We start from the raw sequence: 14,286 nt of genomic DNA on the forward strand, positions 1-14,286 counted from the left end.
CGCGGGGACGGAGGAGGGGGAGAGGAGAGGGAGGAGAGGGGGAGCGGAGGGCAGTAGAGGGGGCAGAGGTACGGGAAGCGGAAGGCAGGCCGCGTTCTCAGCCGGGTGCTGCGCCCGCCCACTCCTCCAGTACGGCCATGGCGCTGGGCAGTTTCATCGCTGCCTGTGTCCAGGCCAGCGATCCGGGCCCGTCGAGCACCTCTCCGGCGACCTCGTCGCCCCGGTGTGCGGGGAGGTCGTGCAGGAAGCGGGCTCCGGGCCGGCTCCGCATCAGCGCGGCGCCCACATGGAACGGGCGGAACGCCTCCCGCCACGCCGGGTCCGGCTTCGAGGTACCCGTGGTCTGCCACCGCGTGGTGTAGACGACGTCGACCTCGGCCGGCGCTTCGGTGAGCGCGTGGACCTCGTCCAGCCGTGCTCCGGTCGCCTTCGCGCGCCGCCGCGCCGCGGCCAACTCCCCGGGCGGCAGCCCGTATCCGGCAGGTACGGCGAAGGTGACCCGTGCGTCAGGTACCGCCGACAGCCCGTGCGCCAGCGCGACGGCGGTGTTGTTCCCCTCGCCGACGTACAGGAGGCGCAGCCCGCCGAGGTCGCCGAAGGCCAGGGTGAGCGTCGCGAGGTCGCACAGGCCCTGGGTCGGGTGCTCCTCGGCCGACATCGCGTTGATCACGGGCTGCCCGCCCGCGTGCGCGAGCTGCCGCAGCTCGGCGACGGGCCCCGCCGTACGGGCCACCAGGGCGTCCAGCATGGCCCCGAGCACCCGCCCGGTGTCGCCCACCGACTCACCGGTGTTGAGCTGCAGATCGTCCGGACCGTAGGTGACGGGGGACCCGCCCAGCCGCAGCGTGCCCACCGTGAAGGCCGTGCGGGTCCTGGTGGAGGTGCGGGTGAACAGGACACCGACGGCCTGGCCCCGCAGCGGGTACTCGTGCGCGCGCCGGTCGTGGAACAGTTCGACGGAGCGCTCCGTCAGTCTTCGCAGAGCTGCGGGCTCCAGCTCGCCGAGGGAGAACAGCCCGGGTTCCGTGGCGTGTTCCTGCCGTCCTGTGGTGGCTTCCTGCTGTGCTGAGGAACGTTCCATCTGCGCCTCTCTCGGGAGGACGGACAGTCGTGGTGCCATGGCGGGGGCGCCGCGCGAAGGCGGCGCCGCTAGAAGAGCGTGAGCGTGCGGCCGAGTTGGCGGCGTGCGGCCACCTCGTGGACGGCGCCCAGCAGGGCCACGTCCAGGATCGCCATCCCGAACGGATTGCTGATGACGTGTCCGGCGCCGGGGCGCACGGCGGGTGCCCGTCCCGTGAGCACTTCGCCGAGCGTGCTGAGGGACGCGCGCGCGATCCGTCCCTGGCCGAGCAGGCCGCCCAGGATCCGGCGCGGATTGTCGGCGACCAGCTCCACGTCGTCGACGTACAGCTTCTCCGCTGTCTCGAACGCGTCCGGCAGCAGATCGGCGAGCGACACGTGCGCGACGAAGCTGCCCGGCGCCAGCCACGCCGCCGGAACGTAGCCCTCCGCCGTGGTGGTGGTCGTCACCAGCACGGGAGCAGACTCCACCGCCGTACGCGCCTCCGGCGCGAGACGCACCGACAGCTCAGGGCGGCTGCGGCGCAGCTCCTCGGCCAACTCCTTGGAGCGCTCGGGGAGTTGATCGTAGAGATGTACCGTCCGCACCTCGGGGAAGGCCGTACGCAGCAGCTCGACATGGATGCGTGCCAGCGTTCCGCAGCCGATCACCGTCAGGGCATCCCAGGCGCGCGGCCCCAGGTGGCGCAGGCTGACCATGGTGTAAGCGGCCGTACGGGCAGCGCTGAGCCAGCCGGCCTCGGCGAGTACGAGCGGCCGTGCGGTGTCGTGGTCGAAGAGCACGCAGAGCCCGGCGGCCCGCTCCCTGCCGAGCTGGGGGTTGCTGGTGGCGGCGTTGATGATCTTCACGCCCCGTACGGTGCCACCGTCGGGTCCTTCGACGGCTCCGAGCATGGCCAGCGAACGGCAGTACGCGCCCGCGTCGTTGGTCCACGGCAGATACCCCTCGGCGGGGAGGACCACGGAGCCGCGGGCGTGCGAGCGCAGGGTGTCCTCGACCACGCCGCAGAGGTCGACCTCCGCCGCGCAGTCCAGCACGGTCGCGCGGTCGAGGAACGTCAGCTGTTCGGTCACCCGTCCTGCTCCTCCCACTCGTGCCCCGTGGCCTCCTGTGCTTCCTGTGCCTCCTGCGGTTCCGGTGCTGGGGACCGGCCTTCCCCGGCCGGTCCCTCGGGCAGCAGCCTGGCGGCCCCGAACGCGTCCCGTCCGCCCGGTACGTCGAGCACCCCCACCTCGTCGAACAGCCGAACCGCGTGCCGCGCCGCTGCCCGGATGCCCGTGTCGACGCCCGCCCTGGGATACGCGTCGTGCACGACTTCCTCGACGAGGTGCGCAGGCACTCCGGCGGCGGCCAGCGCGGCGCGTACGGGGCGCAGGTCGGGCAGCAGACTGGAGCGGACCAGCTCCGGCAGACAGCCGGCGACCCGCACCCGCAGGGAGTCGGGCAGCCCGGTCCACAGCTCGCGGAAGAGGCGGGAGAAGAACACGTGGTGCCAGCCCTCGTCCCGCGCGTGGTCGCGCACGATGTCACGTACGACGGTGAGGACCCTGCCGTCCCGGGGCACGTCGTTGAGGATCGAGGTGACGAGCGTTTCGAACACCACCACCTGGAGCAGCTGCGCGAGCGCGCCGTCCCCGTGCAGCGCCTGGGCGCCGAGGCCGTCAAGGTGTTCCAGGAACGGGGCGAAGTCGTAGTCCAGCGGGGCGAAGCCCGAGGCGCGGGACACCTGTTGGATGACGTCGAAGCTGTAGAGCGAGTGGTAGCCCTCGTCGCAGTAGATGCGGTACGCGTCCAGGCGTACCGCCGGCGGCAGCTGGAGCCCGCTGCGCCCTCCCGCGATGCGTTCGGTCGCCCTGTTGACCACCCGCGTCTCGAACTGCGCGGTGAAGTTGAGGTATTGGAAGAGATGACGTGCGAACAGCTCTTCCCTGCGCCCCTCGGGCAGGGCCAGGACCACCGGGTGCGCGCTGTACGGGATCAGGGCGGGCGGGAAGAAGAGCCGGCCGGTTTCCAGTTCGCCGTGCAGTTGCCTTCTGGGCGTTCCGCGCACTCCGGCCTTGGTGTACCAGTCGCGGGCGTCCTGCGGGGGAGTCACGGCTCGGCCTTACCGGCGGGAGCGCCCACCGTGGCGATCTCGGGGGCCGAGCACACCGGGGAGATGACCCGGACTCCGTCCGCCACCTCGATCTCGGTCACACCGTTGTGCCGCCGCCACTCGGGGGAGTAGATCGTGTCGGTGTAGCGGTCGGCGCCGTCAGGGCAGACGCAGGCGGCGTCGACCCGGTGCGGCACCTCTCTGAAGAGCCGTAACGCGCTGGCCACCAGCGCTCCCGCGCTCGACCCCAGGGCGATTCCCGTCGTGCGCAGGAGCCACAGGCACGTACTGACCGCCTCCTGCGAGGTGACGCGCACCGCCGGGTTGAAACCGTGGGGCAGATAGCGCGAGCGTCTGCTCGCGCCGATGCCGGACAGCACACGGGGACCTGTCGAGCCGCCGAGCGCGGCCGAGCCCACGAGGTCGACACCGACCAGCTCCCAGCCGCAGCCGGAGTCCGCTGTGAAGTTGCGGAAGCCGGTGAGCGTGCCCCCCGTGGAGACGGCGATGAGTACGCACAGCGGGTCGGTGGGCACCTGCGCGTGCAGTTCGGGCGCCGTCCAGCGGGCGTGTACGCCCGGGTTGGCCGGGTTCGCGTACTGGTTCGGCCACACCAGGCGGGCGTCCTCGTCGGTGCGCTGCTCGATGTACGCCAGTCTGTTGAGCAAGTAGCCGCCCGCGCCGTCCGGTTGGTCGACCGTCACCACCCGGGCGCCCAGCGCCTGCACCGAGCGCAGTACGGAGGCGCTGGTGCGCGGGTCCATCACAGCGGTGAACGGGACCCGGTGCGCCGCCGTCAGCGCGGCCAGGGCCAGGCCGAGATTTCCGGAGGTGGATTCGATGATTCCCACGTCCGGATCCACTCGTTCCGCGACATCGCGCCACAGGCCCAGCGCGGTGCGGCCTTTGATCGAGCCATAAGGGCTGTAGGACTCCAGCTTGAGCCATAGTGTGCGCTCGATCCCTTCGACGAACAGCCGCAGGGAAATGACAGGTGTAGGCGGCATATGCGTGACATTGTTTTCCAGCTGCACGGCCTGAGTGTGGGGGGTCTGCAACAAGGAAACTCCACGGATCGGGTGTCCCGCTGTGGCGTTGCGCGTGGGGTTTTCAGCTGGTTCCGTTTCGGGATCTTCATGGCGCGTCACGCTGTCCGGGCCTGTTTCCGGTAAACCGCACAGCCGTCGGGTCACTTTACGAACGTTAGATTTTCGTTCCAGGGCCCACAAGGGCAAGTTCTGGCCACACGCAAGCAAATTCTGTCGTTATCTCCTTGTCCTGTGAGGGTGGCAGGCATGAGTGGCGTGGTATTTCCGTGGTGAATGTGACGGCTGAGGAGTCGGGTATTCACACAGAGGTGTCGTCGGGCCTCAGGAGTGGCGCGGAGCGCCGCTGGAAGAGGGCGCCGGAATTGCGGTGCGGCAGGTCGACGATCCGCAGCAGCGCGAAGCCCTGGTCGAGGTAGTAGCGGTGCAGCGCGCGGTTGTTCTTCCACGCCTCAAGCCGCAGCCAGGGCTTGCCCTGCCCTCCCGCCACCTCGCCCGACCAGTCCAGCAGCCGGCCGCCGAGCCGCTGCCCGGCGAAGTCCCTGCGGACCATCAGATCGTGCACGTACAGCGCCGAGGCGGGCTCGTCCGCCGCCCACCACTCGGGGTCGCCCTTCTCCTGGAGTGTGACGGACCCGGCCAACCTGCCGCCCACGAAGGCGAGATGACACTCACCCTCCTGGACGGCCGCGGCCATCCGCTCCCGCCGCGGCGGGTACTGCCACTGCTCGCTGCCGCGCGAGGCCAGCCACTGCCGCGCCTCCAGCCACAGCTCGACCACCCGGTCCAGTTCCTCGGGCCCGGCCTGCCGGATGCGTACGCCGTTCACGGTGCGGCCTCCGCGCGGCCGGAGAGATGGCCCAGGGCAACGGCGGCGTGGCAGGCGATACCGGCCGCGAGGGCTCCCTCGTCGATGTCGCAGCGGCTGGAGTGCAGGGCCGGAGCCCGCTCGGGGGCCAGCCCTGGCGGACAGGCTCCGAGGAAGGCCAGCGCGCCGGGGACCTCGGCGAGCACGTACGAGAAGTCCTCGGCGGTCATTCCCGGTTCGGGCAGCACCTGGACGCTGCCGGGACCGAGCGCCTCGGCCGCCGCGCGGAGCACGAACCCGGTGAACCCGGCGTCGTTGACCGTCGGAGGATATCCGGGCCCGATGGAGACCTCGGCCCGTACGCCGTGCGCCGAGGCGACGCCGTGGGCCACTTGGGAGAGCAGCGCGTGCAGCACCTCGCGGGTGCCCGCGGAGAGCGTCCGCATGGTGCCGGTGAGGTCCACCGTCTCCGGGATGACACCGGGCAGCGAACCGGCGCTCAGGCCGCTGACCGTGAGCACCGCCGGCTCGGTCGCCGGGATCCTCCTGGTCACAGCGGACTGGAGGGCCAGCACGAGTTCACAGGCAGCCGGCACGGGATCGGCCGCGCCGTGCGGCGCCGAGGCGTGCCCGCCCCGCCCCCTGACCACGATGCGGAACTTGTCGGAGGCCGCCATCTGCGGGCCGGGCCGCAGATGGAGCGTGCCGCTGGGCAGGCCCGGCATCACATGCAGTGCGAAAGCGGCATCGACCGGCCGCCCCTCGCCGCCGTCCGGGCCGCTTCCCGCGAGCACGCCCTCGTCGATCATGTAACGGGCTCCGTGGCAGCCCTCCTCGCCGGGCTGGAACATGAAGACCACCTGTCCCGCGATCTCCTCCCTGCGTGCCGCGAGCAGCCGCGCGGCTCCCACCAGCATGGCCATGTGCGCGTCATGGCCGCAGGCGTGCATCACGCCGGGGAAGCGCGAGGCGAACTCCCGCTCCGTCGCCTCGTGCACGGGCAGCGCGTCCATGTCCGCACGCAGCAGCAGAGTGGGCCCTTCCCGTGCCCCGCGCAGGACGCCGGTCACCGAAGTGAGCCGTTCCCCCGTACGGATGTCCAGGCCCAGGCCGTCCAGGGCGTGCAGGACGCGCCGCTGTGTCTCCGGCACCTGGAGGCCGACCTCCGGCCCTGCGTGCAGGACCCGGCGCAGCGCGACGGCGTCGGCCGCGTACCGCCCGGCCTCCTCCAGGAGCGCGCCGGCCCCTTGCGCCGCCGGGGGCGCGCCGGGCGCGGAAGCACCGGATGGGGAAGCACTGGAAAGGGGAGCAGCGGAAGGAGGAGCAGCGAGCGGGGGAGCGGCGGCCCGGGACGGAGTGGAGGCGGGCTCAGCGCTCGCGCGGTCCGTGGAGTGCATGGTGCGGGCTCCTTTCAGCGCGTAAGGCTCGGGTCCTGGCGGCTCACGACCGTGCGGCGGACGCGAGGCCGGCCAGCGCCCGCAGCGTTCCCGGCGGGGTGGCGGCCGACCAGGTGGCGGCGCAGGCGGCCCACAGCGCGTCGCACGCGTCGCCCCGCCCGTCCAGCGCCAGTTCGCCCTGCTGGACCCGGGCGACCCAGCCGCCGCACGCGTACCCGCCCGTACGCCGGGCCACCTCACGGGCGGGCGCCAGCAACCCCCGCAGGTCGGCGGCCAGATGGGTGGGGCGGCACGGTGCGGGCGCGCACAGCAGGTCCTGCGGCGTGGTCGTCCCGGTGAGGACCAGCAGGCTGTCGTAACCGGCGTGGTGTGCCGCCCGGATGTCGGTGTCCAGCCGGTCACCGACCATCAGCGGACGCCGGGCGCCAGTACGCGCCGCACCCTCGCGCGGAAGCGCGGCCGACGGCTTGCCCGCCACCGTGGGTACCACCCCCGTGGCGGCGCCGACCACATCGGCGAGGGTGCCGTTGCCCGGTGCCGTGCCCCTGGCGGTGGGGGCCGTACGGTCCGCGTTGGTGACGATCCAGGAAGCCCCGCGCGCGACGGCGTACGCCGCTTCGGCGAGGTCGCGCCAGGCGACCGTCGGCGCGAAGCCCTGGATCACACAGACGGGTCCGTCGTCGACGGAACCGACCGGTTCGAGCCCCCGGGCCCGGACGGCGGCCATGAGGGCTTCGCCGCCGATGACCAGCACGGGGGCTCCGGGGCCACAGCGCTCGGCGGCGAGCCGCGCCGCGGTCTGCGCCGAGGTCACGACGTCCTTCTCCTCGGCCGGCACGCCGAGCTTCCGCAACCGCGCGGCAACGGTGCCGGGGGCGCCGAAAGCGTTGTTCGTGACGTAGACCAGGCGCATTCCGCGGCGGCGTGCCCCGGCCAGTGAGTCCACCGCGTGATCCACGGCATGCGGCCCCACGTAGACGACACCGTCGAGGTCCACGAGAGCGGCGTCGTACCGCTGCGCCAGCGGAAGGCCGCCTTCCGGCGCGGGGGAGCCGCGCGTCATGTCCGCCGCCGTCCCGGCACGGCTCCGCCCCTCAACCTCCCAGCCCCGCCTGCTCCTTGACGTACGCCGCCACCTGCGCGTGCGTCGCGTACCAGACGCCTTCGTGGCGCCCGATGTGTTCCAGGAGGTCTTCCAGAACGACCATCCGTGAGCGGTGGCCGATCACATGTGGATGCATCGTCATCTGGAACAGCCCGCCCTCCACGTACGCCGCGTCGAACTCGTCGCGCCAGATGCTCGCCACCTGCCGGGGAACGGCGTAGGGGCGCACATCGGTGTACCGGTCCATCGTGAAGTAGACCGCGTCGTCGCGTATCCACTCGGGCGGCAACTCGACGAGCCCCGTCCGCACCCCGTCGGCCAGCACCTCGTACGGGTCGTCGTCCGCCATCAGCGAGGAGTCGTACAGGAGCCCCAACTCCTGGATGATCTCCAGGGTGTGGTCGCTGAAGTCCCACGAAGGAGTACGGATGCCCTGCGGGCGCTGCCCCGAGAGGCGTTCGAGCGTGTCGGCGCAGCGGAACGTCAACTCCCGCTCGTCCTTGGCCTCCAGCAGCATGTTCCGCTCATGGATCCAGCCGTGTATGCCCACCTCGTGTCCCCGGTCGGTGTAGCCGCGCGCCTCCTCGGGGCGCAGCAGCGCGCAGACGGCGGGCATGAAGAAGGTCGCCGGGACGGAGTGCCGCTCCAGCAGCGCGAGGATGCGCGGCACGCCCACCCGGGCTCCGTACTCGCCCTGTGAGAGCTTGCCCGGCCTCGTCTCGGCGTCACGCAGCGGGATCGTCTCGTGGTCCGGGTCGAACGAGAGCGCCACGGCGGCCCTGGCGCCGTGCGGCCACCCGGCCGGCTTGAGGCTGCGCCCGGCACGTGCGCGCTCCACGTGCCGGCGCCACTCGTGTTCCTCCCACTGCCAAGGGAGCCGCTCCTGCGAGGCGTTCGAGTAGCGCTGTGCTCCGGGAGGCTCCATCTCCACTCCTCACGACGACTGTCCCGCGCCGACTGTCCTGTGCCTACTGGCCCGTTCCGACTGCCCTGTGCCTACTGCCTTGAGCCGGCCTTCCAGCGACGACTGCCTGCCCCGGTCATGGTGACAGCGCCGCACCGGCCCGGGCAGGAGCGCGAACTGGACAGAATGCGGGGAAACCCAAGGGCCTCGCTCACAAGGGGCGTACGCCGTCTCGGAGACAGCTTCGGACGGTAAGAGGCAGCTTCGGGCGGTAACGGGTCATGCCGGGGACCGCGGTGGAGGGCCGGCACCGTGTTGCCCGGTGCTGGCAACTCCCTTCCGTTGCCGACTGGATTCCGTGCATTCCCTTGCCGAATGGGTACGGAATGCGGCCGGAGCACCCCTGTGTATGGCCCCCAATGCCCTCGCACACACAGCCCCTTGGCCCCGGCCGCCCATGGTGCGGTCGCATTCCCTCAGTGCTTCGTGAGAGTTCCTTGGGGTGGTTTGAGATATGTACTCCCGAACGGATCCAGAAGCTCGGTCATTCTGTAGTCAGCCCGGTGGGGGCAGCACATTGTTCCCACGTACTCCGGACAAAGGAGAGTTCCCATGGAGAAGCACGAGACGGTCGAGGTAGAGGTGTACGAGCCGCCGGCGATGCTGGAGGCGGGAGAGTTCGCGGAGGTGACTCTGGGTCCGCCGGTCGGCCCCATGAGGGACCGCTACTTCCGCTCCTGGCACCACTGAGCTGTCAGCGAGGTAGCGGGCGTGGAGTGGTTCGCCGTTCTCCCGGACGGTGAGGCGTCTTCCGCGGCGGCCGGCGCGCTGCGCCCGCTCGCCTCACGGATGATCGAGCACGCCTCAGGACGGCCGTGGATCGTGGGCGACTGGCCGGATGAGGCGGTCGGGACCGTGAGCGCGGGCGGGGCCCGCCTGGTGGTGGTCGGCGAGTGGTCGGCCGCCACCTCCGTGCTGCGGCGGCGCCTGGCCGAGGTGGAGTCGGTGGAGCAGGCAGGCGCTCTGGGGGAGCAGGTGCCGGGCTGTTTCCACCTGGTGGCCTCCGTGGGGGGACAGGTGAGGGTGCAGGGCACCCTGGCAGCCGTGCGCCGGGTGTTCTCCGCGCGGGTGGCGGGCGTGCACGTGGCGTGCGACCGCGCGGACGTACTGGCGCGGCTGACGGGGGCTTCCTGGGACCCGGAGTGGCTGGCGCTGCGGCTCACAGGACTGGCGATGCCGTTCCCCTTCCACGAGACCTCGCCGTGGCGGGGCGTACGCGCTGTGCCGTCGGACTGCTGGCTCCGGCTGGGGAGCGAAGGGCGGGCGGAGGAGAAGCGAAGGTGGCACGCGCCCGAGCCGGAACTGCCGCTCGCCGAGGGGGCTTTGCGGGTGCGGGAGGCGCTGACGGCGGCGGTCGCGGTCCGTACGACGGGCGGGGGCACGGTCAGCACGGACCTGTCGGGTGGCATGGACTCCACCAGCCTGGCCTTTCTGGCCGCTCGCGGATCGGCCGATGTGGTGACGTACCGCATGGCGGAGGCCGACGCGGGAAACGACGACGCTGACTTCGCCGAGCTGGCAGCTTCCCGGCTGCCACGGTGCCGGCACCTCGTCGTGCCGGCGGACGAGAGCCCGGGAGTGTTCGGCGGGCTGGGCCCTGCGGAGGCCCGGAACGGCGCGTACGGGGAAGAGCCGTTCGGCTGGGTGCTCAATCAGGCACGGCTGGAATACGAGGTCCGCAACCTGGCCCGGACCGGTACGCGGGTGCATCTGGGCGGTCATGGCGGGGACGAGGTGTTCCGGCCCGGCGGCCACGCCCATCTGCACGATCTCGTCCGCAGGCGGCCGGGTGCGGGGCTGCGTGCCGTGCGGGACCACAGGATCATGTCCGGCTGTTCATGGCCGGCGGTATGGCGGGCGCTGGGGGACCGGCGTAGTCCGGCGCGGGAACTGGCCGTACGCGCAGCCGAGTTGACGTCTGCGCCGGCGCGGCGCGGTTTCGATGTGGGATGGAGCTGGCCGCTGGAGATGCCTCCGTGGGCGAGCCCCGAGGCGGTCCAGGCAGCCAGGACGCTGCTCAGGCGAAGCGCCGCCGAGGCGCCGGAACCGCTCGCTCCGTGGCGGGAGCAGCACAGTGTGCTGGTGATGGCCCGGTGCTCAGGCGGCGTGCTCGGGCAGGCCGGGCGGCTGTCGGCCCGGACGGCAGGCGTGCGCCTGGCCGCGCCGTTCCTCGACGACCAGGTCCTGGAGGCGGCCCTTGCGGTACGGCCGGAGGAGCGGAACCACCCCGGCCGGTACAAACCCCTGCTGGCCGAGGCGATGGACGGCATCCTTCCCCGGCGGATCGCGCGCCGTACGACCAAGGGCGAATTCAGCGCGGACTTCCATCACGGCCTGTGCCGGTACCGCGCCGACCTGCTCGACCTGTTCGCGGACTCGCGCCTGGCCCGGCACGGCCTGGTCGACGCCGAGGCGCTGCGGCAGACCCTGCTGACCCCGCACCCCGATGTGGCCGCCTCAGCACCGCTGGACGGCACGCTCGCCTGCGAAATGTGGCTGCACGCCGTGGAGGCTGCGGCCCCGGACGGCGAACCCGACGAGCCCGCCGAATCCCGACGCCCAAGGAAGAGCAAGGACAAGCAAGGACGAACAAGAAGAACGAACAAGAAGGACGAACAAGAAGGAGGTGAGGGCAGTGAGTTTTGACACGACGCTGGCCGACCGCCGGCCACTACCCCTACGTCAACGGCCCTCGGCGGCGCTCGCCGCAGTGGCGGCACGGCTGCTCGCCACCCGTTCCCCGCACCGCATCACCCGCGTACTGACGGCCGTACGCACCGGCGCACGGCCGGCCACCGCCGATGAGGCCCTGGCGGCCCGCGATGCCGTGGTCCGTATCAGCCGGCGCTGTGCCACCGATTCCGGATGTCTGCCGCGTTCCCTGGCCACCGTGCTGTTGTGCCGGCTGCGCGGCACATGGCCCACCTGGTGCACGGGTGTGCGCACCCAGCCCTTCAGCGCACACGCGTGGGTCGTCGCCGGCGGACAACCGGTCGGCGAACCCCGGTCCGCGGGGACCTACACCCCCGTTGTCACTGTCCCTCCGGCAGGCGAGGAGCCCGCGGTGGGCGATGTTCCCCCGGCAGGTGAGCGATGACCAGCGAACACACAGCTTCCGCGCCCCTGGACCGCACGGCTCCCGCCACCCGGCGACCGGCCCCTCGCGCCGACGGCGAAGCGCCGCCGGCACCCGGCGACAGCACCCGGCCGACAGCCGGGGACGACGCACCGGCACCCGGCAGCATCGAGGCCACCCCACCGGCCGCCGCCATCACCGTCCGTGGCCTGGCCAAGACCTACGGCACGCACAAGGCGGTCGACGGCATCGACCTGACCATCAGCCCCGGCGAGATCTTCGGCTTTCTTGGGCCCAACGGGGCGGGCAAGACCACCACCATCGCCATGCTGTGTGCCCTGACCCGGCCCAGCGCCGGCCGGGCCACGGTGGCGGGTGCCGATGTCGTCACCCAGCCCCAACAGGTCCGCCGCCACGTCGGACTGCTGCTGCAACACACCGCCGTCGACGGCGAACTGACGCTCCAGCAGAACCTCTACCTCCACGCACGGTTGCACCAGCTCTCCCGCGTACAGGCCCGCAGCCGCACCACCGACGTCCTCACCCTCACCGGACTCGCCGCCCGCCGCGGCGACAGAGTCCGCACCCTCTCCGGTGGGATGCGCCGCCGCCTGGAGATCGCCCGCTCCCTGCTGCACCAGCCGCGTGTGCTCTTCCTGGACGAGCCCTCCACGGGCCTGGACCCGAACGCGCGGGCAGCCATCTGGCGCCATCTGGTCCAACTCCGCAGGCAGACCGGCACCACCTTGTACATCACCACGCACTACCTCGACGAGGCCGAGCACTGCGACCGCGCTGCCATCATCGACCACGGCCGCATCGTCGCCGTCGGCACACCGGCCGACCTGAAGGCCGAGATCGGGGACGACCGTATCCACCTGCGCACCGCCGACAACGCCGCCGCTGTCTCCGTGCTGGCTCAGGAGTGCGGACTCCCGGCGACCGGCGGGCGCGACGGCCTCACCCTGCGCGTCGCCGACGGCGCCAGGACCGTTCCTCTCGTCTGCGCGGCGCTGGTGGCCCGCGACATCACCGTGCACGAGCTGTCCGTCACCCCGCCCAGCCTGGACGACGTGTTCTTCCACCACACCGGCCGCAGCATCGACACCGCCGCCCCGGAACAGCCATGACCCCCACCGTACGAGGCGGGTCAGGAACTCCCGGACAGGGAACACCCTTTCGGGGGACTTCATTTTCTCCTGGCGGCGTCAGTAGTCTCGCAATTCGCGGAGCCATGCAATTGCATGTGGGTCGCGGTTCCCCACACCCCTTCACGGGAACGGACGTTCATGCCATCGAACACCGCGTGTGCTCCGGAGGGACTGTCAGGGCGAGGAGAAGGAGCGGAAGATGGAGCGATTCGCGAACGGCGTGCGGGGAGACTCGATTCCGGACGTGGAATGGATGAAGTCCAGCCTGAGCAGCCCTACGGGGAACTGTGTGGAGCTGGCACGGCTGCCGGAGGAAGGTCTGGTGGCGATGCGGAACTCACGCCATCCCGACGGCCCCGCACTCGTGTACACGCGCGAGGAGATGGTGGCATTCGTCGGTGCCGCCAAGCGGGGTGAGTTCGACTGCGTGATTGACTGAAAGGGCACCCGCATTCCCCTTGTCCCGGCGGAAATCACTGCCCATCCTTGAGGGTTGATATTTCTTGTCATCCCGATGAGGAGGGCGTATGTCCGCCGCGGACGAGGGGTCTGCACGCGCGTCGGAGCGAGGCTCGGTGGTACTCGACCTCCAGGGCCGTACGGAGAACCCGGTGGCCGCGCAGCGGGTGCTCGGCAGCTACCTGCGTGACCTGCGGCAGCGGCACGGACTGACGATCCGCGAGGTCAAGGAGAGGGGCGCCCTCGCCGCCTCCGTCTCGAAGATCAGCAGGCTGGAGTGCGGCATCGTGCCCGCCAGCGAGCGCGATGTCTACGACCTGCTCCACTTCTACGGCGTGCGGGATCAGGAGACCCTGGCCGGCATCCACGACCTGCTGCGGCAGGCACGGGGCAGCGCGTGGTGGCAGCCGTACAAGGACGTCATGCCCGACTGGCTGGTGCGCCTGATCAGCATGGAGGCCCAGGCGCAGGTCATCCGCACCTACGAGACCCACGCCGTGCCCGGCCTGCTGCAAACCCCCGGATATGCCGCCGCGTTGGTGCGCGCCGGTCTGCCCGAGGCGAACGAGGACGAGCTGCGCCAGCGTGTGGAGCTGCGGATGCGCCGCCAGGAACTGCTCTGCGCTGCGGACGCTCCCCGCGTCCTGGCCGTACTGGACCAGAGCGTGCTGATGCGCAGGTTCGGGAGCCCGGACGTGATGCGCGAACAGATGCGGCACCTGCGTGACCTGGCCGACAGGGACGGCGTGAACATCCGTGTGGTGCGCCTGGACTCGGGCGTCGTCGCACCGCCCTCCGCCTTCACCTACATGACGTTCTCGGCACGCGGGGTCAGCGAGGAGATGGTCTATCTGGAGACGGTCGGCGGCGCCGAATACCGCACCAAGTCCGGTGAGGTGCGGCACTTCCGCAGAAGCATGGAGCACTTGCAGGGGTACGCCGAGCCCCGCCGCGCGAGCCTGGACCTGCTGGCAACGGCCGAGAAGCGCTTCTCCGTCTCCTGACACGAGAAGCGCCTCTCCACCTCCTGACAGACAGCCGGCGCACGTGTCCCCGCCCGAGCCAACTCGCCCCCTGCATAAGGGAGTTGGCGCGACCGCCTCC

14 protein-coding genes are annotated in these 14,286 nt (G+C 71.3%); 6 read left to right on the top strand and 8 right to left on the bottom strand.

The genetic code is table 11. From position 1 onward, the window contains the following. Positions 1 to 97: 97 nt before the first annotated feature. The 8 genes from NMN56_RS05530 to NMN56_RS05565 form a co-directional block, all read right to left on the bottom strand. Complete coding sequence (locus NMN56_RS05530; RefSeq protein ID WP_274039245.1) at positions 98 to 1,081, bottom strand: ornithine carbamoyltransferase; 984 nt, start codon at positions 1,079 to 1,081, stop codon at positions 98 to 100. 68 nt (positions 1,082 to 1,149) lie between these two features. After that, positions 1,150 to 2,154: an ornithine cyclodeaminase gene (locus tag NMN56_RS05535; RefSeq protein WP_274039246.1), complete on the bottom strand. Its 1,005-nt coding sequence runs from the start codon at positions 2,152 to 2,154 to the stop codon at positions 1,150 to 1,152. After that, entirely contained in the window at positions 2,151 to 3,176 is a 1,026-nt protein-coding gene (locus tag NMN56_RS05540; protein ID WP_274039247.1) for a diiron oxygenase, read from the bottom strand. The genes NMN56_RS05535 and NMN56_RS05540 overlap by 4 nt, the downstream gene beginning before the upstream one ends. Further along, positions 3,173 to 4,210, bottom strand: a complete 1,038-nt coding sequence (locus NMN56_RS05545) for a pyridoxal-phosphate dependent enzyme (RefSeq protein WP_280842602.1) — start codon at positions 4,208 to 4,210, stop codon at positions 3,173 to 3,175. The genes NMN56_RS05540 and NMN56_RS05545 overlap by 4 nt, the downstream gene beginning before the upstream one ends. A gap of 313 nt (positions 4,211 to 4,523) precedes the next feature. Then, on the bottom strand, positions 4,524 to 5,051 hold the full coding sequence (locus NMN56_RS05550; protein WP_274039249.1) for a GNAT family N-acetyltransferase: 528 nt from the start codon (positions 5,049 to 5,051) through the stop codon (positions 4,524 to 4,526). Then, on the bottom strand, positions 5,048 to 6,427 hold the full coding sequence (locus NMN56_RS05555) for a M20 metallopeptidase family protein (RefSeq protein WP_274039250.1): 1,380 nt from the start codon (positions 6,425 to 6,427) through the stop codon (positions 5,048 to 5,050). Before NMN56_RS05555 ends, NMN56_RS05550 begins: the two co-directional genes overlap by 4 nt. Before the next feature lie 43 nt (positions 6,428 to 6,470). Beyond that, positions 6,471 to 7,490 carry an HAD-IIA family hydrolase gene (locus NMN56_RS05560; RefSeq protein WP_274039251.1) on the bottom strand — a complete coding sequence of 340 codons (1,020 nt, stop codon included), beginning with the start codon at positions 7,488 to 7,490 and terminating at the stop codon, positions 6,471 to 6,473. 31 nt (positions 7,491 to 7,521) lie between these two features. After that, on the bottom strand, positions 7,522 to 8,457 hold the full coding sequence (locus tag NMN56_RS05565; protein WP_274039252.1) for a polysaccharide deacetylase family protein: 936 nt from the start codon (positions 8,455 to 8,457) through the stop codon (positions 7,522 to 7,524). Positions 8,458 to 9,048: 591 nt separating this feature from the next. Here NMN56_RS05565 and NMN56_RS05570 point away from each other — a divergent pair. The 6 genes from NMN56_RS05570 (at position 9,049) to NMN56_RS05595 (ending at position 14,186) form a co-directional block, all read left to right on the top strand. Then, complete coding sequence (locus NMN56_RS05570) at positions 9,049 to 9,186, top strand: lasso RiPP family leader peptide-containing protein (RefSeq protein WP_274039253.1); 138 nt, start codon at positions 9,049 to 9,051, stop codon at positions 9,184 to 9,186. Positions 9,187 to 9,207: 21 nt separating this feature from the next. Then, entirely contained in the window at positions 9,208 to 11,142 is a 1,935-nt protein-coding gene (locus NMN56_RS05575) for an asparagine synthase-related protein (RefSeq protein WP_274039254.1), read from the top strand. Then, entirely contained in the window at positions 11,132 to 11,593 is a 462-nt protein-coding gene (locus NMN56_RS05580) for a lasso peptide biosynthesis B2 protein (RefSeq protein WP_274039255.1), read from the top strand. Before NMN56_RS05575 ends, NMN56_RS05580 begins: the two co-directional genes overlap by 11 nt. Beyond that, a complete protein-coding gene (locus NMN56_RS05585; RefSeq protein WP_274039256.1) occupies positions 11,590 to 12,702 on the top strand; it encodes an ABC transporter ATP-binding protein in 1,113 nt (370 codons plus the stop codon). The genes NMN56_RS05580 and NMN56_RS05585 overlap by 4 nt, the downstream gene beginning before the upstream one ends. 220 nt (positions 12,703 to 12,922) lie before the next feature. After that, the gene (locus NMN56_RS05590; protein WP_274039257.1) at positions 12,923 to 13,162 is read left to right on the top strand and encodes a DUF397 domain-containing protein; all 240 of its coding nucleotides are present in this window, start codon (positions 12,923 to 12,925) and stop codon (positions 13,160 to 13,162) included. An 88-nt stretch (positions 13,163 to 13,250) separates the two neighbouring features. Further along, on the top strand, positions 13,251 to 14,186 hold the full coding sequence (locus NMN56_RS05595; RefSeq protein ID WP_274039258.1) for a helix-turn-helix domain-containing protein: 936 nt from the start codon (positions 13,251 to 13,253) through the stop codon (positions 14,184 to 14,186). The last annotated feature ends 100 nt before the right edge of the window (positions 14,187 to 14,286 follow it).

Source organism: Streptomyces iconiensis, from assembly GCF_028657195.3.
GTDB classification, from domain to species: Bacteria; Actinomycetota; Actinomycetes; order Streptomycetales; family Streptomycetaceae; genus Streptomyces; species Streptomyces iconiensis.